General features: G+C 60.9%; 24 protein-coding genes. 3 read left to right on the top strand and 21 right to left on the bottom strand.

Going from position 1 to position 26485, the window contains the following annotated elements; all coding sequences use genetic code 11:
• Nucleotides 1–12: 12 nt before the first annotated feature.
• Together HU715_RS11790 and HU715_RS11795 are read right to left on the bottom strand one after the other, a co-directional pair.
• Nucleotides 13–1110, bottom strand: coding sequence for an ABC transporter substrate-binding protein (locus HU715_RS11790; RefSeq protein ID WP_186706234.1), 1098 nt, complete (start codon nucleotides 1108–1110; stop codon nucleotides 13–15).
• Nucleotides 1111–1388: 278 nt separating this feature from the next.
• Nucleotides 1389–2288, bottom strand: coding sequence for a fatty acid desaturase family protein (locus tag HU715_RS11795; protein ID WP_186706233.1), 900 nt, complete (start codon nucleotides 2286–2288; stop codon nucleotides 1389–1391).
• 143 nt (nucleotides 2289–2431) lie between these two features.
• Here HU715_RS11795 and HU715_RS11800 point away from each other — a divergent pair, with 143 nt between their 5' ends.
• Nucleotides 2432–3454, top strand: coding sequence for an AraC family transcriptional regulator (locus tag HU715_RS11800; RefSeq protein ID WP_186706232.1), 1023 nt, complete (start codon nucleotides 2432–2434; stop codon nucleotides 3452–3454).
• A gap of 69 nt (nucleotides 3455–3523) precedes the next feature.
• On the opposite strand, the gene HU715_RS11805 is transcribed toward HU715_RS11800, so the two are convergent.
• Nucleotides 3524–4795, bottom strand: coding sequence for an OmpP1/FadL family transporter (locus tag HU715_RS11805; RefSeq protein ID WP_186706231.1), 1272 nt, complete (start codon nucleotides 4793–4795; stop codon nucleotides 3524–3526).
• A 573-nt stretch (nucleotides 4796–5368) separates the two neighbouring features.
• Nucleotides 5369–5599, bottom strand: a complete 231-nt coding sequence (locus HU715_RS11810) for an SDR family oxidoreductase (protein WP_346343460.1) — start codon at nucleotides 5597–5599, stop codon at nucleotides 5369–5371.
• A 252-nt stretch (nucleotides 5600–5851) separates the two neighbouring features.
• Here HU715_RS11810 and HU715_RS11815 point away from each other — a divergent pair, with 252 nt between their 5' ends.
• On the top strand, nucleotides 5852–6256 hold the full coding sequence (locus tag HU715_RS11815; RefSeq protein WP_186706230.1) for a hypothetical protein: 405 nt from the start codon (nucleotides 5852–5854) through the stop codon (nucleotides 6254–6256).
• An 88-nt stretch (nucleotides 6257–6344) separates the two neighbouring features.
• On the opposite strand, the gene HU715_RS11820 is transcribed toward HU715_RS11815, so the two are convergent.
• Nucleotides 6345–7121 carry an EAL domain-containing protein gene (locus HU715_RS11820; RefSeq protein WP_186706229.1) on the bottom strand — a complete coding sequence of 259 codons (777 nt, stop codon included), beginning with the start codon at nucleotides 7119–7121 and terminating at the stop codon, nucleotides 6345–6347.
• Nucleotides 7122–7401: 280 nt separating this feature from the next.
• Between HU715_RS11820 and HU715_RS11825 the strand changes: the two genes are divergently transcribed.
• Nucleotides 7402–8136, top strand: a complete 735-nt coding sequence (locus HU715_RS11825) for an EthD domain-containing protein (protein ID WP_186706228.1) — start codon at nucleotides 7402–7404, stop codon at nucleotides 8134–8136.
• Between the two features lie 41 nt (nucleotides 8137–8177).
• Here HU715_RS11825 and HU715_RS11830 read toward each other — a convergent pair whose 3' ends face one another.
• The 16 genes from HU715_RS11830 to HU715_RS11905 all read right to left on the bottom strand — a co-directional run bounded on the left by HU715_RS11830 (nucleotide 8178) and on the right by HU715_RS11905 (nucleotide 26419).
• Entirely contained in the window at nucleotides 8178–9311 is a 1134-nt protein-coding gene (locus tag HU715_RS11830; RefSeq protein ID WP_186706227.1) for an FAD-dependent oxidoreductase, read from the bottom strand.
• A gap of 314 nt (nucleotides 9312–9625) precedes the next feature.
• A complete protein-coding gene (locus HU715_RS11835) occupies nucleotides 9626–11095 on the bottom strand; it encodes an NAD-dependent succinate-semialdehyde dehydrogenase (protein WP_186706226.1) in 1470 nt (489 codons plus the stop codon).
• Nucleotides 11096–11111: 16 nt separating this feature from the next.
• Nucleotides 11112–12128: a dihydrodipicolinate synthase family protein gene (locus HU715_RS11840; protein WP_116642586.1), complete on the bottom strand. Its 1017-nt coding sequence runs from the start codon at nucleotides 12126–12128 to the stop codon at nucleotides 11112–11114.
• Nucleotides 12129–12156: 28 nt separating this feature from the next.
• Nucleotides 12157–13167: an ornithine cyclodeaminase family protein gene (locus tag HU715_RS11845; RefSeq protein ID WP_186706225.1), complete on the bottom strand. Its 1011-nt coding sequence runs from the start codon at nucleotides 13165–13167 to the stop codon at nucleotides 12157–12159.
• A gap of 99 nt (nucleotides 13168–13266) precedes the next feature.
• Nucleotides 13267–14217, bottom strand: coding sequence for a LysR family transcriptional regulator (locus HU715_RS11850; protein ID WP_186706224.1), 951 nt, complete (start codon nucleotides 14215–14217; stop codon nucleotides 13267–13269).
• On the bottom strand, nucleotides 14214–14945 hold the full coding sequence (locus HU715_RS11855) for a FadR/GntR family transcriptional regulator (protein WP_186706223.1): 732 nt from the start codon (nucleotides 14943–14945) through the stop codon (nucleotides 14214–14216). Before HU715_RS11855 ends, HU715_RS11850 begins: the two co-directional genes overlap by 4 nt.
• Complete coding sequence (locus HU715_RS11860; RefSeq protein WP_186706222.1) at nucleotides 14942–15727, bottom strand: cyclase family protein; 786 nt, start codon at nucleotides 15725–15727, stop codon at nucleotides 14942–14944. Before HU715_RS11860 ends, HU715_RS11855 begins: the two co-directional genes overlap by 4 nt.
• Nucleotides 15714–16721 carry an NAD-dependent epimerase/dehydratase family protein gene (locus HU715_RS11865; protein ID WP_186706221.1) on the bottom strand — a complete coding sequence of 336 codons (1008 nt, stop codon included), beginning with the start codon at nucleotides 16719–16721 and terminating at the stop codon, nucleotides 15714–15716. Before HU715_RS11865 ends, HU715_RS11860 begins: the two co-directional genes overlap by 14 nt.
• Complete coding sequence (locus tag HU715_RS11870; RefSeq protein ID WP_186706220.1) at nucleotides 16712–17704, bottom strand: fumarylacetoacetate hydrolase family protein; 993 nt, start codon at nucleotides 17702–17704, stop codon at nucleotides 16712–16714. Before HU715_RS11870 ends, HU715_RS11865 begins: the two co-directional genes overlap by 10 nt.
• Nucleotides 17701–18273: a cupin domain-containing protein gene (locus HU715_RS11875; protein WP_186706219.1), complete on the bottom strand. Its 573-nt coding sequence runs from the start codon at nucleotides 18271–18273 to the stop codon at nucleotides 17701–17703. The genes HU715_RS11870 and HU715_RS11875 overlap by 4 nt, the downstream gene beginning before the upstream one ends.
• 63 nt (nucleotides 18274–18336) lie before the next feature.
• Nucleotides 18337–19290 carry a PDR/VanB family oxidoreductase gene (locus tag HU715_RS11880; RefSeq protein WP_186706218.1) on the bottom strand — a complete coding sequence of 318 codons (954 nt, stop codon included), beginning with the start codon at nucleotides 19288–19290 and terminating at the stop codon, nucleotides 18337–18339.
• Nucleotides 19290–20333: a Rieske 2Fe-2S domain-containing protein gene (locus tag HU715_RS11885; protein WP_186706217.1), complete on the bottom strand. Its 1044-nt coding sequence runs from the start codon at nucleotides 20331–20333 to the stop codon at nucleotides 19290–19292. Before HU715_RS11885 ends, HU715_RS11880 begins: the two co-directional genes overlap by 1 nt.
• Complete coding sequence (locus HU715_RS11890) at nucleotides 20330–21403, bottom strand: Rieske 2Fe-2S domain-containing protein (RefSeq protein ID WP_186706216.1); 1074 nt, start codon at nucleotides 21401–21403, stop codon at nucleotides 20330–20332. Before HU715_RS11890 ends, HU715_RS11885 begins: the two co-directional genes overlap by 4 nt.
• 48 nt (nucleotides 21404–21451) lie before the next feature.
• Nucleotides 21452–22654 carry an MFS transporter gene (locus HU715_RS11895; protein ID WP_186706215.1) on the bottom strand — a complete coding sequence of 401 codons (1203 nt, stop codon included), beginning with the start codon at nucleotides 22652–22654 and terminating at the stop codon, nucleotides 21452–21454.
• Between the two features lie 125 nt (nucleotides 22655–22779).
• A complete protein-coding gene (locus tag HU715_RS11900) occupies nucleotides 22780–25311 on the bottom strand; it encodes an efflux RND transporter permease subunit (RefSeq protein ID WP_186706214.1) in 2532 nt (843 codons plus the stop codon).
• 4 nt (nucleotides 25312–25315) lie between these two features.
• Nucleotides 25316–26419: a WD40/YVTN/BNR-like repeat-containing protein gene (locus tag HU715_RS11905; RefSeq protein WP_186706213.1), complete on the bottom strand. Its 1104-nt coding sequence runs from the start codon at nucleotides 26417–26419 to the stop codon at nucleotides 25316–25318.
• Nucleotides 26420–26485: the final 66 nt, after the last annotated feature.

The raw sequence follows: 26485 nt of genomic DNA on the forward strand, positions 1-26485 counted from the left end.
TCCCGCGCGCCACTACTGTTTGGTAACTTCCGGCAAAGGCGTGGGCGAGGCCTTATTGTCGATGGCCGCGTCGATCATCGCCGCGACGGAAGCCTGGCTGTAGAAAGGATTGGCGGCACCGCCCACCGGCATCGTGGCGAGCCAGGCGTCCAGGTCTTTCCCATCGATACGCACCAACGGCACCTCGACGAACTTAGGCACCTGCTTGCCCGCCAGGATCTGCTGGGCCACCCAGAAACCCACCTGGGAGACGCTCGGAGAAGCGGAGACAGAGACGGTCTCGTAACCATTGGCATCGCGTTCCTGTTTCCACAGGGCGAGTTCATCCTGGCGGTTCCCCATCACGATGATCGGCAAGGGGCGCCCCGCCGCCTTGAACGCCATGGCCGCGCCATAACCGTCGCCCCCTTGAGTCGCGACGGCATCAATGCCGGGCAGCGACGGCAGCGCCAGCGCCACCTCCTTGCGTGCCACGGAAGCCGTCCAATTCCCGTACACCGTCTTGGCGAATTTCAGGCCTGGGTAGTCGCCAGCGGCCTTGCGAATACCGTCGCTGATATTCTTATCGGTGGCATCGCCGGCAATGCCGCGAATCTCCAACAGCGTTCCGTTCCCCTTGAGGCGCTCGGCGATGTAATCGATTTCCACGCGGCCCATGGCGGACCAGTTGTAGTCCACGGTATAGACACAGCTTTCGGTGACCAGGCTGGCCATCACGACCACCACGATGCCGGCGTTGCAAGCGTCGCGGATCACCCCATTGAGGGCCGTGTCGGACGCGGCCAGGATAACGATGGCGTTGGTGCCCTTGACGATCAAGTCCTGGATATGGGCCGCTTGTTCCGATGCGGAGTTATTGGCGCTGACCACCGGAGCCTCCCGGATCAAGCCCTCCTTTTGCGCCTGGGCCGCGATCTCCTGCCAGTTGCGCACCATGACTTTGCGGAAATCGCTTCCCGCGTAGGAGTTGCTGAAGGCAATGCTATAGCTTGCGGTCGGGCCGCCGGCGATACCGCCCTCGGCCGCTTGGGCTGGAGGGGTGGCAACCATCGCCAGCCCGGCCACGCAGCCGGCGAGGCGCCACACGATATGGGATACCAAGCCGCTCATTCGGCCACTCCCGAATAGAACCGAGCAGGAAAAAACAGGCACATACAGACTCCTTTCTTGAGCGGCCGATAATTGAAACCAGTACATTGCTGCAGTGGCAATGAGCATAGTCTCAACATGCCCGCTCCGCGCGGCCATGGAGAATTTCAGCCAACTGAGCGAATCATAAGCTCACAGCGGCGGCGGCACCGGTGTCTCGATCTCAACCGGCTCCACGCGGAGCAATTGCCTTACCACCATCCCGCCACCCAGTGGCGAAGAATGTTTCGCAACCCTTGTTACTCAGGACGTCGAGCAGCGTCGACATTGCGTCGATTGAAGGCGCCGATCATCGGTGTACCGTGAGCACGCATGATCGGCTCGATACGGCGATGCAATGCGTGGTAGCGATAGAACGGCACCCGTGGGAACAGGTGGTGCACGGAGTGCAGGTTCTGGCCGAGCCAGAACCACTCCAACGGTTTGATCCAGCCGGGCATGATCAGGCTGTTGGTGTTCCGGTAACGCGTGGACTCCTGGTAGGGCACGTGGGGGCGATAGGCGAACCAGTACGCGACGAAGTACCCACCGGCCAAGTAGCCGAACACCAGTAGCACCCAGGTATGTTCTCGCTCAATGAGCGCAATGAGCGCGGCACGCCAGCCGATCGCGAACAGCACCTCTGCAATGTAGGCTGCCTTCACCCGCCGTGGAGCGGTCGGCCAATAATCGCGGAACAAGAAGGTGTTCTGGACCCACAGGAAACGAAATCCGCACGCCAGGAAAGCGAGAAATCCACCGCTCATGCCATTAACGACGTAGTCCGGATCCTTGTCCGGCTGGTTGGTGAAACGATGATGGGTGAAATGCTCGACCTTGTGAGTAGAGAACGGCACCATCATCAAAGGCGCGACCAGGTACCCACAAAGATCATTGAGCCACTGCTGTCGATGATGAGCACCGTGAATATTGCCGTGCACGGCCTCATGCAGGGGTGTATAGGACATGTAGGTGACAACGGCATAGATCAGTGTTGCAGTTGGCAGGGACAACTGGCCTGTCGCGAACAGGTAAAAATCGCCTATAAGCGATATCCACACCAGTAGCACCAGTGCCATTGTCGGCCAGGCCAGTTCAGTGGTGTATTCGCGTGCCGTGGCAACGGCTTTTTTATTCAGCGCGTCGAGATCCTGATCCATGGTCATCCTCCCGGGACGTTCTTATTGTTAGTGGGTTGCGCAACCTTAGTCGGTAGTCATGTACCTTTAGTAGGACCTGGGACGCCTATTGCCATGCATTTCTGGCCAGGCCGTATCACACCGTTGTCTTAGAAGTTTTCGGCATGGGCATACCAAAGCACGCAATCTTCAAGCACCCCGTGGCCATCAGTCAGGTGATGGTGAATTTCGCTGCGCGCTATGGCGTCGATGCGCAGACCTGCCTGCTGGGCACCGGCATCATCGAAGCGCAGCTGCGGGACGCGGACGCCCTGATCGCACGCGAGCAGGAGATGCGCCTGATCGAAAACCTGATACTGGCTTTGCCGGACGTTCCCGCGTTGGGCTTCGAGCTTGGCCTGCGGTACAACGTGGCGACTTTCGGCCTTTGGGGGTTTGCGCTGCGAACCAGCCGCAATGTGCGCGAGGCCGTTCAGTGCGCCTTGCGCTACCTGCCGCTGAGCACGGCGTATTGCCGGTTGGAGATATTCTGCGATCAGCATGAATACGGCACGAGCGTCGACGCCTCAGCGATCCCGCACCACCTGCGGCAATTCCTGCTGGAACGAGACATGGCGACCAGCATTCGCCTGTTCGACGAGCTCGCGTTGTCGGGATTGCGCCTGCTACGGCTCGAATTTCAAGGCAGCCCGCCGGCCCACGCGGACCGAATCGAAGCACTGAGCGGCATCGCGCCGCACTATGGCTGTTCGCGCAACGCCATCGTGCTACGTCGGCAAGATGCGGAGTTGCCGCTGCCGATGTACGACGCACATCTGGTCCGGTTATTGGAAGAGCAGTGCCGCGCGCAACTGGAGAGACGGCAAGTCGGCGGCGTCACCGGCCAGGTCCGACAACTTCTGTTGGGGGCAACGGGACTGGCAGCGTCCCTTGAAGAGGTTGCCAATCAGCTGGCGATGGCGCCGCGCAGCCTGCATCGCAGGCTGACAGAGGAAGGCACTACTTTGCGCAAACTCGTCGAGGCGGAGCGTAAGCAACTCGCCGGGCAACTGTTGGGAAATACCGAGATGAAGCTCGAGGACCTAGCGTTTCAGCTTGGCTACGCTGATGCTACAGCCTTCGCGCGTGCGTTCCGGCGCTGGTTTGGACAGTCGCCGAACGCGTATCGGAAAGTCTCAACGCGGTGAGCGCGCCTAAAAGACCGGGAGGCAACAGGTGCCACCCAGTCGTTCAGTTCCCGTAACGCGGCAGTCCCATCAGAAGCGGTAGCTGACCGAAGCACCCAGGCCATTGGCGCTGTTCTGATACTTGGAGCGGTAGGCACCCCGGGTCGCTGAGGTGTGGTTGACCTGCACGCTCTCCTCCTGCAGATAAGAATAAGCGACGTCGACCGTGACATCTTCCACCGGTGTCCAACCAGCACCGAAGCTGATCACCGTGCGGTCACCCGTGGGAATACGCGGTCCGCGATTGGTGTTATTGGCGGGCGACTGGTCGACCGACAAACCTGCGCGAAGCACCCATTGGTTGTTCAACCGATACGCCGCACCGATGGCGTGAGCCCAGGTATCGTGCCAATTCTGCTCTTCAGTAATGGTGCCGAGCGAGCCGCTGAGCAAAGGAGGCAATCCCGAGTTCTCGATGGTCAGTTCCTTGAAGCGACTCCAACGCGTCCAGGTGCTGCCCGCATACAGGGTCCAATCAGCGTTGAGCTGATGGGTCACCGAGAAGTCCACCGATTCCGGGGTATCTACATCCAGCGACGCGTCATAGCTCTCGCCACTGACGCCCAGCACACTGAAGATTCCGTCGGTGACCTTGGTCTTGGCGTCCAAGTGGTAACTGACCTTGGAATGGTAGGTCATCCCCAAACGGGTTCGGTCGGTAGCCTGCACCAGGATCCCGGCGTTGAAACCGAGGGCCGTGTCGTCGCCAGTGCTTTTGAGTTTTCCATCGTTGCGACCAGGGCTCAGGGGATTGGGCACCATTCCCGATATTTCACCGCTGATTCGGTTGAGGGTGGGACCGAAGCCAATCGAGACTTTGTCGTTAAAGGCATAGCTGACAGTGGGCTGGAACGTAAGGGTCGTGACCTCGCTTTTGTTGGCGTAATAACGCCCGGCAAAACCGCTGCCGTAATCGGTAATCAGACCGAAAGGAACATAAAAACCAACACCGAACGCCCAGTGTTCATCAATGGGCTTGACGTAGTAACCCATTGGCACCGTGGTCACTGGCACCATATCGCCGTCCTCCTGGCCACCGAAGGTGCTGCTGGTTTGGCTTATGTCGGACTTCGCGAAAAGCATCGCCGCGCCGACACTCATCTCCTCTCTCTTCAATCGAGACATGCCTGCCGGATTGCCGAAAACGGTGCTCGCATCTTCAGCAGAGGACGAACGACCGGCAAACCCCGATCCCATCCCGCTGATGCTTTGTTCATTAAGAGCGAATCCGCTTGCAAGCACATGAGAAGTTGCGAGCAGAGCGGCGAAGCCCAGTGGGGTCTTGAGCATTATTTTTTTCATTATTTGAACTCTTGAAACAGCAGCTGAGGTGGATGGAGCTCGTGACGAATTGCTGCAGCAACTGGGCAAAGCTGGGCATATCAGCGCTCTCTGAACGGGCTGACAGTGATCCCCGTAGAGACCTGCCCTGGAAAAAACCGGAGGCCTGCCGCGGCGCTGATTCATGGCGATCCCTCGAGACAGACGCGTCATATTTATTCATGTGACCATTTGTGTCAACAGTCACCACTCGAACAAATAAAGGGCTTGTTGCGGCATCGCGCCGGCAGGGTACGCGTTTCTCGGAATAGGCTGCGCAGAAGGGGTTCGGAGGCAATTCAGAAGCGTTGCCGACTCAAGACAGCACTGAAAGCGAAGGCGGCTCCCTTGAACATGCATGCAAGGTGGTCCCGGTTTTCAGCGCCCTGTTTAAACTCAGTCGCCCACGGCGGAAGGTGACATCAAACTGCCTGTACATTTTTTGAGCGCCCGTTAAAACGCGCTGCCTGCCTGGCATCAGCGCGGTTATCCACAGACATACTCACGGATTTCTTGGATAACTAGGTCGCCGTTATAACGCCGCTTCTGCCGTAGCTAAGTCAAGCCGCCGTCGACCATCAGCGCCACACCGTCGACATATTTCGCATCGGCGGATGCAAGGAACAGTGCCGACGAGGCGATTTCTTCAGGTTGGGCCGTATACCCCAGTGGCGTGATCTGCTCGACATGTTGGCGCAGCGCTGCAGTCGAGACTGTTTTCGACCGCCGATGCCGTATCAGCCTACGCGATGGTACGGCAACTCCAAATTTGACAGCTTTTTGTATCGGGTCGTATCGAAACGCTCTCTACTGTTTTCTCCCATACATTGTATTGTATTGAAACAACACACCCGCATCGAAACTTAGGATGTGGGAGGTACTACATCCCTCAGCGCCTTTGGTAGTAGGCGCTATCGTAGCGTTGACGCTGCTGTTCAGCCCTCGCAATACTTCCCGCCGCAAAACCAGCCAGTCACAACAACAATAAAAATTACTGCAGGGGTGCCTAGATGCACCCATAAAACAAGGAGTTGTTAAATGCTTGGTTACTATGCGCAATACAGCAAGGAATACATCACCACCCTGATGATCGTGACCACCCTGTTCTTTGCCTTACCCATCTTCCTCGCCCCGCTCCAATGGGCCCGGCTCATGCGCTGGACCGTCCCCGAACACGAACACCTGGCTATCTATTTCGGCCGTTGCCTCGGCGCGTTCATTCTAGTCGTTGAAATAGCAATGTTGCGTTCGGCCACCACCGGCACCAGTTTCAGTTATGCCTTCGATATTCTTTTCGTGGTCTTCACGCTGATGTTTTTCGTGCATGTCTACGGCGCAATCAAAAAGATCCAACCTATTACCGAAACACTGGAAATCGGTTTCTGGATGATCCTCTTCGTACTCAACATTGTGTTCTACCCCGCCACCAGTATCACGCTGTAAAGCTTCTCCGGACCGCGGCCGGAGGGCGCTTTCGATTCAACTGCAACGAGCAACTCCAGAATGCTGGCCGCTGGAGAGCTTGGACACATCAACCCAAGTCAAAGCATCCCGCCGGAAGATGACCGACCTCGGGTCTTGCATACAAATATCCCTGCATCAGCTCGATCCCCATGCCTAGAAGCGTCGAGCTTTCTTCACGGGTCTCGACACCTTCGGCGATGACCAGGATATCCAAGCGCCTGGCGACCAGGATGATGCCTTCGACGATCGCTTGCTTGGCCAAGTCTCGATCAATGCTTCGGGTCAGTGCCATGTCAATCTTCAGCACCTGCGGCTGGAACATGGCCAGCAGGTTAAGGCCCGAATACCCCGCGCCAAAATCGTCGATGGCGGTAGTGAAACCCTGGCGCTCGTACTCCACGAAAATCGATTTGAGGTGATCAGGATCGACCACCTTCTCGCCTTCGGTCACTTCGAACATGAGCCTTTCTGGCGGGAAATGGGCCAGGCGCGCCGCTTCCAGGGTAGCCCGGATGCACGTCTCCGGCCGGTATACGGCGTTCGGGAGGAAGTTAATGCTCAGCAAGCAATCGGGAATGTCCAGCAGGCCCAGCCTTGCGGCTTCCTCGATGGCTTTCACCCGGCAAGCCTGGTCGAATCGGTAGCGGTTGCTGTCGTTCACGAGCCCCAGGATGTAGCCAGCCGATTCACCATTGACGCCTCTGACCAACGCTTCATAAGCAAACGCAGCGTGTGTCCGCACGTTGAAAATGGGCTGGAAGGCCATGGTGAAATCGAACCCCAGCGCCTCATGGTTGCGGCATTCGGCGCAGCCGAGCGATTGGAATGGAAGGCTTTTCGTCATGAGCAATATTCCGTGGCGGTCAAGATACATTCCTGCGGTTACCAGGAACTGTAGCCGACACCACCTGAGTCGGCGCGGGCCGAAGTGTGTGGCGCACTATCGGACTCAAGGCTGCTCAAGCATGTTATTGCGCGATACCTACCAGCACGAATACCGATTGGTTCGCGGGATAAACCTGGCCTTATATTTTGGTGTTGGAAAACAACTAGATGAATAACACCCGCGCACATTGCATTTAAGGTCCAAGACTTGTCGCCCTGCCAAAAACGAGAACGCGCTCATGATTAAGATCCTAGCCGCTGTACGCAGAAAACCCGGAATGACGCATGCCGAGTTTTTAAACTATGTGGAGCACACCCACGGAGCAATCGCTAAAGCCAAACCGTTAGGCGTCAAACGGTACGTGCAGAACCATATCATCGACGCCGCTTTCGGGATCGACTCCGACAGTTTCTACATCCAGTCCTTTCACAAAGACTCCATTACAGAGCTGTTTTTTGAAGACGTGCCGGGTTTGATTCGCACCTTCAGCGATCCCTATACCCAGCAAACCGTCGGCCCTGATGCAAAGAACTTCGCGGACCTTTCCGAGCAGCTCGCTCAACTGATGGATGAAGTGGAGACGGCTAGCACCGCTACAGCGCTTCTCCCATGGAAGGTGATGATCCTGCTGAAGAAAAATCCAGCCATGGCGCTCGATCGTTTTTTCGAAGCTTGGGACGCAGCTCACGAGAGCATTACCCGGGAACAGCCCGACTTCCAGAACGCCCTACGCCGGTATGTTCGCTCCCGGTACCTACCCGAGGGCGACAAGGTGACGGCCTATTTCGGGCCAAACATCGCCGTATACGAAGGTGCCTCTAGCCTGTGGTTTGAAAATGAAGCGGATTTTTCGACCTTTCGGCAGTATCAGCGTGCGCTGTTTCAAAAACTTGCCGATGACGGCGTGGCGCTGACATCGGCGTCTTTTTTCGCTTACGTCAAAGAAGTCGTTATTTTCGATCACTGCGCATAGAGGCCTGCATCGCGGCCCTCCAACTGAAGGGTCGCGATCACTCAGATAGGCTCAGCCAACGTCGCAGTGGACTCGCGCATGATCTGTGCATGCTCTTCCTTGTCCCCACCACTTTTCTCTATCTCGCACAGCCGCGCGGAGTTCTCGACTACGAGTTGGCAACGCTCCCAGCGCCGCGTTTCGAACCGGCTCAGGGCCGTCTGTAGATTGCTACTGGCGAGCAACTCTTCGGCAAGCACGATGGCGCTCTCAATACCGATACCAGCCCCGGAAGCCAGGTGCGGCGTGGTGGCGTGCACCGTGTCGCCGATCAGCACGATACGGCCCTTGTGCCAGGGCAGCGGCACCAACAGATTGGACAGGGGACGATAGTCGATACTGGCGCCCACCTCGTGCAGTTGTGGCACCAGCGCTTGCAGGATCGGGGCTGGAAACTCACTCAGCAGGCGCGCCATTTCACCCGGCCAACAGGCCGGATCAATCCACTCGGAAAACGCGCGGTTTTCCATGAGGAACATGTACATGTGCGTTTCGGAGATTGGATTGACGCCAACCTTGGCGCGACCCAGCCAATGAGTGGGGCGCACGATTTCCGGCGGACGCTTCAGCACCGCGCGCCAGACGCTCTGATGAATGGGTTTTGGCGAAGGCGCTTGCGGGAAAAAGTCCTTTCGCGTGCGCGAATGCACGCCGTCAGCGGCGACGACCAGGTCATAGCGTTCAGTAGTCCCGTCGGTGAAAGACACGTCAATGCCATCGTCATGCTCGATGACGCTGTCGTAGGTGATGCCCAGGCGCACACGGGTCCCCACTTCCCGCGTCCTGTCGGCAAATATCCGAGCCAGTACCGGGCGCAGGATGCCGCCACCACAGGGTATCGGTTTATCGCTGACCGGCGGTCGAAGCGCCAATTGCACGATCAGGTCGCCGGCCGGTGAAAACACATCGAAATTGGTCGACAAATACCCTTCCCCCGCGACCCGCTCCAGAATCCCAACCGTATCAAGCGCTCGCAGCGTGGGCCCACTGAGCGTAATCCCCGCTCCCAAGGGACACCACAACGGATCGATTTCGACGAGGTCCACTTCGACGCCCTGGCGGGCGAGCTGGATAGCCGCGGTCATACCGGAGAACCCTCCTCCGATCACCAGAACCTTGTTGACTGCTGCAATCATCACGCTCTCCTAATTATTCTTATTCACTCGGGCAGACATTGCATGGCGCACCGACGAGCGCTGCGGCGTCATTGCGTCAATGCCGCAGCAACATGAATGCCGACGAAAAATGCCGGATCAGCCACGAGACTATCGAATCGGCTATCAGCGCTGAAATCGCTTTGCACAATCCGAGGTATCGCTGGCGGCGATGGGTCTCGCAGGTAAGCCGGGGGCATTGCTCGGAGTGCCTGCCTTTGCGGCAGAACAAATACAAAAGCCGATGAACGACGGCTCACACAAACCGCCATCCACCGGCCGTTAACGACGGTTGGTCACACGCTTTCCAAGCCATCCCAGCAGAGGTACTTCACCTCAAGAAACTCGTCGATCCCAAGGTGTGAACCCTCTCGCCCAAGCCCGCTCTGCTTCACGCCACCGAAAGGCGCGACTTCATTTGAAATCAAGCCACAGTTGATGCCCACCATGCCCGATTCGATGCGCGCGGCGTTGCGCCAGATACGCGCCGCGTCACGGCTGAACAGATACGCCGCCAAGCCAAACTCGCTGTCGTTGGCCATGGCAATGGCTTGGTCATCCGTGTCGAAACGCACCAGTGGCATGACCGGACCGAAGATCTCTTCACGAGCGACCCGCATCCCATGGGTCACATCCGCCAACAAGGTGGGCTCGAAGAAACACCCGCCCAGCGCGTGGGGCTTGCCGCCGGACAGCAGTCGGGCACCCTGCGCCAGCGCATCATCGACAAGGGCCTGGGATTTTTTTACCGCCGCCTCGTCAATCAACGGCCCGACCTGTACACCCGGCTCCAGGCCATTGCCGACCTTCAAGCGTGCCATGCGCTCGACGATGCGCTCCGCCAATGCGTCATAAACCCCTGACTGCACCAGCACCCGGTTCGCGCCGATACAGGACTGCCCACCGTTGCGAAACTTGGCCAACATCACCCCGTCAGCGGCTGCATCCAGATCAGCATCGTCGAAGACAATGAACGGGGCGTTGCCACCCAGTTCCATGGAGCATTTCTTGACCGTCTGTGCCGCTTGCGCCAGCAGCAGCCGGCCCACTTCGGTGGAGCCGGTGAAGGTGAGTTTGCGCACCAACGGGTTGGCCGTGAGTTCACCGGCAATGTCGCGCGTGTCATTACCCGTTATCACACTGAAAACGCCGGCGGGCACGCCAGCGCGCTGCGCCAGTTCGGCGAGTGCCAGCGCGGTCAGGGGCGTCTGGCTGGCCGGTTTCACCACCATCGTGCAACCGGCCGCGAGGGCTGGAGCGGCCTTGCGTGTAATCATCGCAGCGGGGAAATTCCAGGGCGTGATCGCGGCGCAGACGCCGATGGGTTCGCGCAGGACCACAATGCGCTGAGTGTCCTTTACGCCCGGAATCAGATCACCGCGCACCCGTGTGGCTTCCTCGCCAAACCAGCGCACAAAAGACGCCGCGTAATCGACCTCACCCCGCGCCTCCTCCAGGGGCTTGCCCTCCTCCAGGGTAATCAGCGTGGCAAGGTCCTCGCGATGTTCGACCATCAACTCATACCAGCGACGCAATACCTCGCCACGGCGTTTGGCCGTCAGGCGACGCCATGGGCCAAAGGCCTCATGCGCCGCGTCGATGGCGTGCCGGACTTCAGTTTCACGGCAGCGCGGCAACTCGGCCAGTACCGTTTGGTCCACCGGATTACGCAGCGTGTACTGACCGTGCGGCGTCTCGGCCAGCCACTCACCGGCGATATAGGCACCGTCGCGCCACAGCGTAGGATCCTTGAGTAAATGCTTCATTGTGCAACCCTCTCGATCAGCACGGATGACGCCCGATCATGAAGGCGCTGTCAGGATCCGAAGTCACCGGCAACCCCGACGCGACCAAGCCTTGGCGCAGCGACTTCATGAAACGATCCGGCACGCGCATCGCCGGGGCACGCAGTGGTCCGCCGTTGAAGCCGGCGAGCCAGTCCTGGTATTTCCACATCGTGCGGTTGAGCACACCGGTACCGCCGGCGTAGCTTTGCGCAGCAGCGCCGTTGGCACTGCGGGCCGGATTGACCTTCCAATACAGTTCCATCGCCTCTTCAAATCGGCCCGTGCGGGCCAGTTCGAAGGCTTTCGGGTAGTAGTCACTCATCCAGGCGGTGTTGCTGGTGCCGGAAAATTGCAGTTTCATCAGGCTCATCAAGGGGATAGCGTCGCCTTCGATCGGGCAACTGATCACCACTTGATCGCGGAAGTGGTGATACATCTCACAAATGCCCGCTGGCAGCGGGAACCCTTGCTCGGACTTGATGGCGGCGATATTCGGGCAATCGGCCAACAGCCGACGAACCAACTCCAACGACATCCCCGCTGGATGCACGCGCTCGAAGCCCCATAGCGGGATCGGAAAGAGCATGACGGCAAGGTCCGTGGCATCGCAGAACGACTTGGTGTAGTCGTAGATTTCCTGCTCGCTGGTCGGCCAGAACTGCGGCGGATAGGAGAGCAGGACGATATCTGCGCCGGCATTCTCGGCAAGCTTCACCGCCTCGATGTTCTCGGCAAGCGTGCCAAAAGCCGCGTGGAAGAACAGGAGCAGGTTTTTCCCCGACTCACGGGCCCAGGCGGTGAACTGCGCGTTCTCCTGGGGAGAGATCGCCAGCTCGCTGCACAGCAACGTGGCGCTGTAGCCCAGGCCGACCGTATGTTCAATGTCGTGGCGAATGCCACGTTCGTTGAGTCGCTTAAGATCGGCGCTGAAACTTGGAATGGTGACCGCCGAGCAGCCCACCAGGTTTTCCCGCGCCCAGGCACGGGCATCTGCTTTCTTGTATGTGGCCATGATGATTTTCCTTCGAACAGTGGAGGGGTTATTTCGAGACAGGGACAATGCTGGCGGGCAACTCGATGCCGAGGCCTTGTTGCCGGGCGCGCTCGTACAGGGCTTGGGCGATGACGACGTCCTGCAGCGCCGAGCCAACAGACTTGTAAAGAACGATGTCGCTTTCGTTTTGCCGTGGGGTGACACGACCCGCGACGAGGTCCGACAGCGCGACCAATTTGTCGGCGACATACACGCCGGCACTGATCGCCGCAATGGCATCGCCGGTATCGTGGAGTACCTCTTGCGGCATATCGGCGACGATGCAGACGGCTCGCTCCATCGTGACCGGGTCAACTTCCCGTTGCTCAGGCAAGGTGGAACCCAACGACACGACCGTAGTGCCGGGGCAAAGCCACGCGCCTTGCAACACCGGCGACTCGTCACGGCTGCGGGCGGCACAAATCACCACATCACAATCCTGCACGGCCTCTTGCGCGCTGTTCACCGCTTGGATATCCAGCCCAGGCCTGAAGCTTTCGGCAAAGCGCTCGCGGCTCGCGGGCGTTGGGCTGAACACCCGGACTTGAGTCACATCGCGCACGGACTTCAGGCAGTCCAACGCGCCACGGGCCTCGAACCCCGAGCCAATCACACCCACCCGCAGCCCGTGCTTGGGCGCCAGCAAATCGACCGCCAGCGCAGCGGTTGCCGCCGTGCGCAAACCCGTGACCCGATTGCCGTCGATCAGGGCAGTGAGCGCCATGGTTTGCTGATTGAACAACGCGATCAGGTAGCTGGCACAGCGCGCCCGCATGGAGGCCGCGATCAACTTGCAGCCCATGTGGCCGCCAGTGGGTGGGACAGCGGTCAGGCTGCGCAGCCAGATGCCATCGCCCCGGGCCATGGAGCGAGGCGGTACCATGGCGTCCGATGCGGGACTTGCATACGCCTCGGCGAGCGCGGCGACGGCGGTGCTCCAGTCGGCGAGCGAGGCCACATCGGCGTCACTGAGAAAAAGCGTCGGGGCAATGACTTGGAGTTCTTGGGCGTGATGCATGGCGCAAACCTCGCAATCGGGGATCAGTCGTTGGTTGACTGACACCCTACGAGGCGCGCCCCCCACCGAATACTGCTGGGGATGCAAAGCAGCTATCGCTTAAATCGATGGCATGGACAGATTGCAAATCAGCCGTCGCACTTCACGGGAAGCACGAGTCAAGGGGCGCCGGGGCGATTCGACCAGCACGACAAAGCGCTCCAACACAGGCTCGATAATGCGCGATGAAACCAGCCGTTGATCCAGCGAGCCCGGCAGCACAGAGGCAATCGCATAGCCTCCGCCTGCCGCGACGACCTCGTACTGGAGCTGGACCGAGTCGGCTTCCACGGCCACGCACAGCTCCACGCCTTGCTCGGCGGCCAAATGATCGAGCCTGGCCCTCAGCAGATGCGGTCGCCCTGGCACGACCAATGGCAGCCCCGATAGATTTTCCAGCGCAATATCTCGACTTCCGAACAGAGGATCAGCGGTAGGTCCTACCAGGTGCAGCGGTAGCCTGGCCAGCAGATGGGCTTGGCCGATGCTCGCCTCGCTCTCACGCAGCACCAGCGCCATATCCAGACGACCATCGTGCAACTGCTCTTCGAGTTGAGCGCTCGCGCCCTCGATCAGGTGCAATCTCACACCGGGCATCTGGGCACGCACCGCAGCAAAAAGCGTCCCCGCAAACCGGCGCACCGCGGAGGGCAACATGCCCACGACCACCTCCCCCACTGGTTTGCCACGCAGGTTGCGAATGTCATCGGCAAGGCTTTCAGCGTTCGCCAGAAGATCCGATATACAGGGCAGCAGCTGCTCGCCAAACTCGGTCAGGACCACCCCGCGCCCGGTGCGATGGAACAGGCGTTCGCCACATTGCGATTCGAGCAGGGCAATATTGCGACTCACCATGGACTGCGGCATGTCCAGCAGCACGGCTGCTTTGCTGAGACTGCCAGCCGCCACGACCCGGACGAACAAAGTCCAGCGGGGATCGATGATGGTGAGCGCCGTGGCAGTAGGCTGCGTGGCCGTGTCCGGCACCGGGTAGCTCTGGTTATCCGTCATGTCATCAACTCTTGGCGGGCCTGGTGCAAGTATTCGCGACTGTCCTGGAGATGCAGGCGCATCGCAGCACGTGCGCATTCAGCGTCCTGATGGAAGATCGCCTGGTAAATCTGTTCGTGCTCGCTTTGCATGCGCTGTTCGTAATGCAAAGGCTCATCGTGAAACAGGCGCGCGGAATCCAGTCGGCTGCGCGGGATGATGACCTCGCCCAGGTTGAGCAGTGTGCTGGCGATGTAGGGGTTGCCGGTCGCCTGGGCAATGCCAAAATGGAATTGAAAATCCAACGCCGCCCGATCATTGACGCTGACATCCGGCTGCCCGAGCTGATCGAGAAGAGCCCGTAACCCCGTCAACTGATCCGGGTTGCGTCGCTGGGCCGCCAGCCCGGCGGCTTCTACCTCAAGACCGATCCGAAACTCCATGATCGCCAGCGAATCGGTGATGAGACCGATCGTCGACGGGTCGATGAAGGCCCCCAACGACAGGGCGCTACCGCGTACAAAGGTCCCGATACCGTGGCGTGTCTCAACCATTCCGGCAGCCTGTAGACGCGACATGGCCTCGCGCACCACGGTCCTGCTGACCCCATGCTCCAGCATGAGGGCCGACTCGGTGGGCAACTGTTCACCGCCACGCAGCCGTCCCTCGACAATGTGCTCCGACAGCAGCGCCTCAAGCCCCTGGGACAGGCTACCGCGCTTTTTTTCACCGGCCGCTGGCGCGCTCATTCCTCGAAAATCGCGACGGCGCGGACGAAGCCGGCCGAAGCGTGCCTGATCTTGTAGGGAAAGCAGGACACCTGGAAACCATGGGCCGGTAGGCATTCCAGGTTGGCCAGTTTTTCCATCTGGCCGTAGCCGATGTCGCGTCCGGCCTTGTGGCCTTCCCAGATGATCGAGGCATCGCCCGTGGCGGCGAAGCGTTCGCGTGTGTACTTGAACGGCGCATCCCAGCTCCAGGCATCGGTGCCGACCACGCGCACGCCGCGCTCCAACAAGTACAACGTGGCCTCACGGCCGATGCCGACCCCGGCGTCCAGGTACCCTGGCTGGCCGAACAGCGCACCGGCACGGGTGTTGACCAGGACAATGTCCAGCGGCCGTAGAACATGGCCAATACGCTCCAACTCGGCTTGCACTTGGGCAGCGTTGACCACATGACCATCTGGCAAATGACGAAAGTCCAGCTTCACGCCCGGTTGCAGGCACCAGTCCAACGGCAACTCGTCGATGCCAAACGCCGGCTTGCCACCGTCCGTGGTCGAGGCGTAGTGCCAAGGGGCGTCCATGTGCGTACCGCTGTGCGTGGTGATCTGCAGGCGCTCGGCCGCCCAGGATTCGTCACCGGGCAGTTGCGCCTTGGACAGGCCGGGAAACATCGCGGCCATCTCCGGCCAACCTTGCTGATGGTCCATGTAGTCGATTCTCGGCAGCAATGGCGGCGGATCGGTGTAGGGATTGTTGTCCAGGGTCACGGACAGGTCCACCAGGCGGCGTTTAGTTGATTGCATTTTCACTCACTCCAAGTCCCACCCGCCCACGCGCACGACGCGTCGGGGTGGCAGCGTTCAAACTGTTACGTATCAAGGCGCCAGCCGAGCCGTCATGGCGAAAGCCAAGGGCGCGGGCCAGAGGGGTTTTCATTGCGGGGAAGTTGCCGAACAATGCTTGCAGTCCAGCGTCCGGTGCGAAGCTGATCAGCCCGCGGCGTTCCTGCCCGTAGACGGCGGCCAGGGCATCCATGACCTGGGCAATGGACAGGTGCAACAGCGGTAATTGCCAGACACGTGACTCGCCAAGCTCAACGGCGGGCAGTTCGGCGGCCCGCAGCAGGTTATCCACGCAACACCGCACGGACATCCACCACGCCTGCGCCTGGGGCGACACCGGGCAGCAATACGGTTCACCTTGAGCAAAGGCGTGCAGCAGGTCGCTCATGAACGCCGAGCGCAGGCCGTTGGGTTCACGTGGACGGGCGACAATGCCGGGCAGGCGCACGGCCCGACCGTCCACCTCGCCCCGTCGGGCAAGGTCGTTGATCGCCATTTCCACCATCGCCTTGTGCGCCCCGTAACTCAACTGCGGGTGCGGCACGGCGCGCTCATCCATGCGGGCCGGCAGGTCGCCGCCGTACACCGCCACGCTGCTGGCATACACCAGCACCGGCACGCCAGGCTGTTGGCGCAACTGGTCAAGCAACTCCAGGCTTGCCAACAGGTTGACCTGATAGCCCAGTGAATAATGCTGCTCGGCCGCGCCACCTGGAATGCTGACCAAGTGAAAAACCACATCGATGCCATCGGCCAAGGCGCGGCGCAATAGCGCGGCGTCGGTGACACTGCCGCAATGCTGGCGCAGGCGTTTATCCTCGGCAAACCCCACCAATTCCTTGTCCAGCAAGATCAACGCGCTGATCGGCCGGCCGCGCAACTCATTGGTCTGGAGCAATCGTTTCACCAGCGCCCGGCCAACAAAACCATTGGCTCCGGTAATCATCACGCGCATGGGAGGCCTCCGCGCACGACACACTGGTCTATCGCCCCGAACACCGACTGCCCTTGCAGATCGAAGACCTCCATGCGCACGCGGTCGCCAAAGCGCATGAAGGACGTCCGTGGCGCACCGTGCTCGATCATCTCAACGGCACGACGTTCGGCGATGCAGGCCGCGCCCACCGTGGGGTCGGCATTGGAAACCGTGCCGGAACCGATCACGCAGCCAGCCCTGAGACGCCGGGTCAGCGCTGCGTGGGCGATCAATTGATGAAAGCCGAAATGCATGGCACCACCGTGTGCATGACCGAACCACTGGCCGTTCCACTCGACCCTCAGCGGCAGGTGCACCCGCCCGTCGCGCCAGCCTTCGCCCAACTCGTCGGGGGTGATTGCCACCGGGGCGAAACTTGACGAGGATTTGGCCTGGATAAACCCGAAGCCCGTCTTCATCTCTCGGGGTGCAAGTGCGCGCAAGCTGACGTCGTTGACTTGCACAATGAGCCGAATATGGTCGATGGCGTCTTGTGCCGAGCAACCCATGGGAACCTCATCGACCACCACGGCGAATTCACCTTCGAAGTCGATGCCATGGGTTTCACTGGGCAGCACGATGTCATCGCGAGCACCGAGGAAGTCATCGCCGCAGCCCTGGTACATCAGCGGCGTGTGCTCGACACCTTCAATCGGGTCCAGCGAAAACGCTTTCTGCATCCGCTCGCCATGGCTGAGAAACGATGAGGCATCCAGCCACTGCCAGGCACGCGGCAAGGGTGCGGCGGCTTGTTGCGGATCAAAGGCGAAGGCCCCGGCCAGCGAGCCTTCGTTCAGGACGTCATAGCGAGCGCGCAAAGCGGCTTCAACCCGCGGCCAATGCTCGATGGCCTCCTGCAGTGTCCCGGCGATGTCACTGGCCTCCACCGCCCAGGCCAGGTCGCGCGACACCACCAGCAGGCGACCGTCACGGTTGTGATCTTTCAGGGTGCTGAGCTTCATGCCGGTTCTCCTTGCAGCTCGGGGGCGAAGCGACCATCGAGCAGCACAAACAGCATGCGCGCCATCTGCTCGGTGCGATTGCTCCAGGCGTGGTTGGTGCCGCGCTGCACGACGATGTCACCGCGTTTGAGATGCACCTCCTCACCATCGAGCACCAGCCAGACCTCGCCCTCGGTGACCACGCCGTAGTCCAGCGTTTCGGTACGGTGCATCAGCTTGTGCTTGGAGTCCGCCTGCCCTGTACCGGCATGAGCCTGGCCAATTTCGGCGAAGGCGGCCGCGGCATCCTCGGCGCTGACTTGGTTCTGCACGCTGTCGGGCGGAATATCCACCACGCGAATGACGCTGCCCAATGGTGCGGGGCTCAGTTGAAGCGGCTTGTTGGTGGGGTCGTCGCCGTTATCCAGCACGGCCGGGCTGGCACCACTGTTCCAGATCTCATGGAAGACCGTACCGGGCACGGCCTTGAGGGGGAAGCTGTTGGGCGTTGGTCCGCTGAGCGCGACCACCGCCTGGCCCTGGGCATCGTGCCCGGTGACCACGCGTTTGAAACCAGGAAGCTGTTGCATGTTCGAGTCCTCAATCAGTTGGCGAAACGCGCCAGCGGGTATCGATGAATTCATGAGAAAACCTTAAAGATCGAGCACCAGCCGCGCGCTCCTCGCGCGCGAGCAGCAAGGCGTGAACTGGTCGTTGCGGGCCCGCTCGGCATCGGTCAGGAACATGTCGCGATGCTCCGGCTCGCCGTCCAGCACGCGCGTGATGCAGGTGCCGCAGATGCCCTGTTCGCAAGACAACGGGATGTCGATGCCGGCCTCCAGCAGCACCTGGGCGACGCTGAGCGTGGCCGGCACTTGGAAACACTGTCCGGTGCTGGCCAGTTGCACCTCGAAACCGCCCGCCTCGCTGGCCGGCGCAGCGGCGGCGGTAAAGTACTCACGGTGCAGTTGCGCTTCGGCCCAGCCCTGCGCGCGCGCCGTGCCGAGAACGTGTTCCATGAAACCGTTGGGGCCACAGACATACAGGTGACGGTCGGCGGCTGGCCCGGACAGAACCCGACCGGCGTCGAGACGCTGGACCTCCTCGCCATCGTCCATATGAACCTGCACGCAAGCGGCGAATGTCGAACGGCGGATGTACTCGATAAAGGCCATGCGCCCGGCCGAGCGACCGCAATAGTGCAGTTCGAAAGGCGCGCCGATCCGCGCCAGGCGCTCGGCCATGCAGAGGATCGGCGTGATGCCGATACCGCCGGCGAACAGCACGCTGTACCCCGCCCCATGCTCAAGCGGGAACAGGTTGCGTGGCTCGCTGATGCGCAGCCGACTACCTTCGTGCACCTGTTGGTGCATGGCCTGCGAACCGCCGCGAGACGCCGGGTCGAGCAACACGCCCAACAGGTAGCGGTGGCGTTCTTCGGGGTGATTGCACAGCGAGTACTGGCGCACCAGGCCATTGGGCAGGTGCACGTCGATATGCGAGCCGGCGCTGAAGGCAGGCAACATGGAATCTTCCGCTGGGGCCAGTTCGAAGCTGTAGATGTCTTCGGCTTCGAGGCGTTTGCCAGTGACGATGACTTCAATCATCACTTGGCACCCGCAGGCTGCTCAGCGGCAATCATGCGATCGAGTACACGCCGCGCGCGAACCGCTCCTGCGTCACCGATCAGCAGGACCGGCTTCAAGTCCCAGAACGATGCAGCGCCCATCATGCGCTGCTGCGCCTCGAGCATTGGCAAGTCTTCATCGGCAAAGGGCCGGCTGATCGCGGCCGCCTGCTCATCAGCGAATCTCTCGGCAAATTCGCCCATCGCCTTGGGGAAACAGACTGAGAACCAGTAGTGAGTCGTGGTCTCGGTCTCTGGAGTGAACAGATGCGGAATCGGTGTGGAAACGCCCTGATCCCTGGGGAGCCCGGTCGCCACGGCGCCGGAAAACAGCAACATATTCGCCGGAGCATCCCAACGCACATCGATCCAACGGTCCACCGGTGTGCCCTGAGGAATGTTCCAGGCGGCGTACAGAAACTCCGGCATGATTTCCGCAACCGTCTGGCGGTTGGACCAAACGGTGTTGCCCTCCTCTTGCACGCTAGTCAACGCGCTCTTGACGCCATCGCCACCCAACGTAGACGGATGCAGAAACTCGATATGACTCAGGTCCATGATGTTGTCGGTTTCCAGCACGTAGTTGGCCCGCGCGTGCAGGTAGCGCTTGCCGACATACCAGTGGTCTTCATCCATGCAACTGAAATCCGGAATCAGCGTCGCATCGGCCAAGCGTGGATCACCCATCCAGATCCACAGCAGGCTGTAGCGTTCAACCAGCGGGTAGGCCTTGACCTTTGCCGCCTTGGGAATTGCACCATCGCCGTGGGGGTTATGCACACAGGTGCCACTGCCATCGAATTCCAGGCCGTGGTACGGACAACGCACCGCATCGCCCTTGAGGATTCCCATGCCCAGGGGCGCGAAACGGTGGGGGCAGCGATCGGCAATGGCTTGGGCGTAACCTTGGGTGTCGCGAAAAAACACCACGGGTTCATTGAGCAAGGTTCGTTGGAACAGCTCGCCAGCCTTGACCTCGTTACCCCAGGCGGCCGCGTACCAGACGTTGCGTAGAAAGCTCATCGCGATTCCTCTTTTCCATAACTTGATGACGGGCTGGCTTGCGCCGCCGCACGCTCGGTTTCGATCAGCCGACGCAGGACACGTCGACAGCGCACGGCCCCTGCATCGACTGGCAACAACACCGGGCTGAGGCCAAGCAGTTCAACCTCGCCAATCTGGCGCTGTTGAGCCTCGACCATGGGTTTGTCTTCGCCGGCGAAAATGCCGATCAACATCTCCTGGACGAAGGCATTCAACTGCGCATTGTCTTGCTCGAAACTGCGCGTGTTGGCAAAGAAATAATGGGTGTTGGCCGCGTCCTGCGGCGTCATCAGATGCAGGTTCCATGTCACTGGTCCCTCGTCCCTGGGGCGCCCTGGCGCCGTGGCGCCACTGCCGAGCAGCATCAGGCCAGGTGCGTGCCAGATGACTTCGGCCCACACGTCAGCCCGGCTTGGATCTTCAAGGTGAGCGCCGAACGCCGGTGGAGGCACATCATCCGGTGCCCACCAACTGATGCGGACGCGATCATGGGGCAGCTCCTCGATGGTGGCGCGGGTGCGTGACAACGCCCCGCCACCGAGCGTATCGGGGTGCAGGAAATCAACGTGGCTCAGGTCCATGATGTTGTCAGACAGCAGTTCGTAGTGCGCGCGCGTAGGCAAATACCCATGCCCCTTGGCGTGGGTTGGCGCCTCGTCGAGAAAGGAAAAATCAGGAATCAGCGCATTGTTGGCCAGGCTTGAATCGCCAGGCCAGACCCAGATCGCCCCATGGCGCTCGACGACCGCGAACGCGCGAACACAGGCGGCCTTGGGGATGCTCCCATCGCCATGGGGATTGTGCGTACATTGGCCGCTGCCATCGAAACGCAAGCCGTGGTACGGGCACTGGACGCTGTCGCCGACAATCTTGCCCATGTGCAGCGGGGCAAAACGGTGCGGGCAACGATCGGCGAGCGCCTGGATGACACCCTGGCTATTGCGAAAGAACACGATCGGTTGCTCGACGATGGTTCTGCCAAGCATGCCACCTTGCGCCAGCTCGTCCGCCCACCCAGCGATGTACCAGGTGTTGAGCAAATAACTCATGGTGTTCTCCTCATTGTTTTTTTTGTTATGAAACGTCGAATGGGCAAGTCAGTGCTCAGGGTCTGCGGTAACCGCAGTGGGAAAAGCAGCCCCGCTGACCCGCAACCGAAGACAGGCCAGGGCCACTACGAGTTGAACGCCCGCGACAATTCCCAGTGCAGCGGGCAAGGCACCGATTACCCCACCGGTGATCGCCAGCACCACCAGCGGGCTGGCGAACTCACCGGCAAAGAACATCGCCGTGAAACCGCCGGCGGCGCGGCCGCGCTGCTGGAAATCGACCTGGGCCATGATCCAGGTGAGCAAGGTCGGCATCATCAGGCCGATGCCCAGTCCGTTGATCAGGACGGCGATCACCACCAGCCCGTGACTGTTGGCTACCGCCAGCAGCCCGCCACCCATCCCGGCCGCGACGAAGGCCAGGAGCATCTGCCGGTGCGCCGGCACACCGCTGAACAGACGAAAACTCAGGGCGCCGACCAGCACGCCGAATTGACTGGCGCCCATGGTCAAGCCGATCTGTTGCGAGCCTTCGACATGCAGCAGGTTGAGCAGATAACCGACTTGTACCGGCACGATGAACAGGCTCAAGCCCGCCAGGAAAGACAAGCCATACAACGGTGCCAAGGTGCGCCAGGGGAATGCCCCGCTCATCGGCTTCTTCTCGATGGCCGCATGCCCGCGCGGCTCCCAGAGCAACCAGGCCATCAGCGGCAGGAACACCAGCCCCAGCCCATACAGGGCAAACGGGGTACGCCAGCCGTGCTCGCCGAGCACGCCACCGACGGCAATGAAGATCGCCGCCGACAACGACGTCGCGACCATTTGCAGGGCGAACATGCGTTCACGCCGAGCGCCGCTGTAGTAATCACCCATCATCGTGGTGCAGCAGGTCATGATCGCCGCCTCGGCCACGCCGATGCCGGCGCGGCTGATGACGATCGCCTGCAACGAATCCAGCCAGAACGGCAGCACGCCACAGACGGTGTAGAGGCACATCGCACCGATCAGCAACGGCTTGCGCCCGAGTCGGTCGGCGATGATTCCGGCGAAGGGTGCCAACAGGGCAATCATCAGCGCCGGTAGCGTCAGGGCGATGGGAACCAGCACCGCGACGCCCGGTGTGCCGGCGAAGTGTTCCTGCATGCGCGGCAGGATGGGGGCCAGCAGCACCGCACCGAGCACCGGCAGGCAACTGCCAAGCAAGAGCAACAGGGACTGCGGCAGCCGCGCCTGGCGTTCAACGTTCATCGCGCACCTCCGCAGGTTGCGCCGCGCAAAATGCCATGCCGAAGGCGCTCAGGCCGGCGATGAGGTCAAGCCATAGAGACTGCTGGAACAGATGCACACGAGACATGGGAAGTCCTTTCTTGTTGTTATGACGCGACGGGATGAGCGGCCGCCGTTGCCGTCTGATCGAGCCCCGGAGCCAGGCGCAGCGAATGTTTCACGCACGCCCCCTCCTCGATTAAGGCAGGCGTCAGCGGCAAGCTGGTCGGATGGCTGGGTTCGGCCTCGGCCGGTCCCGTGCTCACACGCTTGCTCGGCAACAGGAAGTGAGCCAGGGCTGGCAACAAAACCAGCGCGCCGACCATGTTCCAGACGAACATGAAAGCCAGCAGCACGCCCATGTCGGCCTGGAACTTGATCGGCGAAAACATCCAGGTGGCCACGCCGATCGCCAGGGTCACACCGGTCAGCATCACCACCTTGCCGGTGGACAGCAGCGCCCGGTAATACGACTCCGACAGGCTGGTGCCTTGACGCATATGGCCGAGCAGGATGCTCATCACATACAGCGCGTAGTCGACGCCGATGCCCACGCCGAGGGCGATCACCGGCAGGGTCGCGACCTTGACGCCAATGTCCAGCCAGACCATCAAGGCTTCACAGAGGACCGAAGTGAGCATCAGCGGAATCACCGCGCACACCGTGGCGCGCCAGGAGCGGAAGGTGATCAGGCAGAGCAGGATCACCGCACCGTAGACCCAGAACAGCATTTCGCGGTTGGCCTGCTTGACCACAATGTTGGTCGCTGCCTCGATCCCGGCATTGCCCGCCGCCAGCAGAAACTGGACCTCGTCGGTATTGTTCGCGGCGGCAAATTGTTCGACGTGATCCACCAGGCCGCTGAGGGTTTGCGCCTTGTGGTCGGAAAGGTAGGTGTACAGGGTCAGCAGGCTGCAGTCTTCGTTGTACAACCCACGCGGCGCGCCGGCGGTGACCATGTTGAGCATCGCCTGGTTGTTCTGCAGCTCGTACCACTTCGGGCTGCCTTCGCTCAGGCCCACCAGCATCCGGCGATTGAGCAAGGCCAGGGAATTGGTCGAATCCACCCCTGGCAAGGTGCGCAACTGCCAGTCGAGGGCATCGACCTTGTTCAGGATGTCATAGCGCGAACAGGCGCTGGCAGGGGTCTTGATCATGACCGCGAACAAATCGCTGCTGGCGCCGTAATGCCGGGTCAGGAATGCATCATCCTGGTTGTAGCGCGAGTCGGCCCGCAGCTCGGGCGCGCCCGCATCCAAGTCACCGACTTTCAATTGCAGGCTGACCACGAAGCCGAGCGTCGCCAGCACTAGGCTCAAAGCGATGCACAACGCCGCCCACCGGCGCTGGGTGAACAGGTCGAGGAAGCGCCAGAACCCATGACGATGCTGGCCCGCTTGTTCGGCGTGCTCGCTTTTCAGGCTCAGTCGCGCCGCGCGACCGCTGACCCCGACATAGGAAAGCAATATCGGCAGCAGGATCAGATTGGTGAAGATCAGCACGGCTACGCCGATACTGGCGATCATCGCCAGGTCCTGGATCACCTGGATCTTGATGATCATCAGCACCGCGAAACCCACCGCATCACAGAGCAGCGCGGTGAGACCGGCAAGGAACAGGCGGCGGAAGGTAAAGCGTGCGGCGACCACCCGGTGCATGCCGCGCCCGATGTCCTGCATGATGCCGTTCATCTTCTGCGCCCCATGGCTCATGCCAATGGCAAACACCAGGAACGGCACCAGCACCGAATAGGGGTCCAGTTGATAATTCAGCAGCGGCAGCAAGCCGAGCTGCCAGACCACCGCCACCAATGAGCAGAACACCACCAACAGAGTGCTGCGAATGCAGCGGGTGTACCAATACAGCACCACCGTGGTGATCAGGATCGCCACGGCGAAGAAGATCAGGATCTGCCGCAGGCCGGCAATCAGGTCACCGACTTTCTTGGCGAAACCGGTGATGCGGATGTCGATGTTGTCGCTCTGGTATTGGCTGCGCAACGACTCCAGTTGTTGCGACAGCCGGGTGTAGTCCAATGGTCGGCCATCGGGGGTGCGCTGCAGCAGCGGTACCTGGATGATGCTCGAAGCCTGGTCGAACGCCACCAACTGACCAATTTCGTTGGACAGCTGCACATTGCGCCGCAAGGCCGCAAGGCTCGCAGTGCCGCCATCGTAGTTATCCGGAATGACCGGCCCACCCTCCAGACCCGCTTCTGTCACCGCGACCCAGCGTGTGGCGGGCGTCCATAACGACTTCATGTAGGCGCGATCGACACCGGGGAGCAGGTAGATCTTGTCGCTCAATGCCTGCAAGGTCTTGAGGTAGTCAGCGTCATAGATCTCGCCCCGCTTGTTGACCACGGCGATGCGCACCGCATTACCCAGCCCGCTCAACTCCTTCTGGTGCTCAAGGTAGTTGGCGATATAGGGGTGATGGGTGGGAATCATTTTTTCGAAACTGGCATTGAGCTCGACACGGCTGGACTGCCAACCCAGCACCAGCGTGGTCGCAAGGCACAGCAGCAACACCCACAGACGATGGTTGAACAATGCGCGTTCGAGCACCGAGCCGGAACGCGGATCAAAGTCATCGAACGCATTCGCAGGGGACTGGAAAAACTTACCAGGGGACGTCATAACCTCACTCCGAAGCGGCAGTGGCTGGCTGCGCGAGACGCTGCAGCCCGGTGAAACCGGCAACGATCAGGCTGCCATCGGCGGCCTCGATCACACTTGAAACAGGCTTGCCCAAGGGTTTGCCCAGTGGCAGCAGCGCCGCTCCGGTCTGCTCGCTGTTGCGGAACAGCATGCCGCCCTGGTTGACCAGCAGCAGTTGGCCATCGGCCAGGCGAGTGGCGTCGTTGAAGGAAATCGGCACGGGAACGGACAGGCGCTGGAAGCTTGCGCCAGCATCGTTGGAAACAAAGGCGTTGCCCTTCAGGCCGGCGACGAGCAACGCGCCATCGGCACGACTCTGCAGGGTGAAGAAACTGCCTTCGTAAGGACTGTCCAACTGGCTGAACGACGTCGCGTCGTCGTCCGACCGCGCCAGGTAACCCTGCTCGCCCGCCAGGAACCAACGCGGGCCCTGGCGACTGATCGCGTACAAGTGCAAGCCGTTCGGGTTGGCGATATGCCCCATCATCGAGTGCCAGGTGGCACCGCCATCGGTAGTCTGCAGCGCCAAACCATAGGCACCGACGATCAACCCGCGGTGCGCATCGACGAATTCCAGCGCCAGGAAAGGTTTGTCTGGACCATCGGCGGCAAGACGCTCGGCATTTTGTACCCGGATCATGGCGGCATCCGGGTCGGCAGCGGTGGCTTGGTCAGCCTTGGCGGCGTCCAGTTCCAGCTGTGCCACGCGCGCGCCGTCGAGCTGCAGCGTCCAGTGCTCACCACCATCGAGCGTCGCCAGCACCACGCCTGCGTGGCCGACCGCCCAGCCCTGTTGCGCATCGACAAACTGCACCGCCGTCAGGCTGACCGACACCGGCACCGAAGCCTGGCGCCAGCTCTGCCCGTTATCGTCGGAAAACACCACCAGGCCGCGTTCACCCACTGCCACCAGACGTGTGCCAGCCCGCGCCAGATCGATCAATACGCCGTTCTGCGCAGCCGGTACCCCCATGGCCGGGGTATTGAGCGGCACGCCCACCGCAGCCGGCCCGGCCAGGCACTTACTCGTGGCGAAGGGCAAATACAGGGCCAAGAGCAATGCGCTCGCCTGACTGATTCTGTTCATAACCTACCTCGGACAAACACTCGTATCCCAAGGGCAGCCCCACAGGCCTGCCCTTCACGCTCAGCT

The sequence above is a fragment of the Pseudomonas zanjanensis genome (assembly GCF_014268745.2).
GTDB lineage: Bacteria > Pseudomonadota > Gammaproteobacteria > Pseudomonadales > Pseudomonadaceae > Aquipseudomonas > Aquipseudomonas zanjanensis.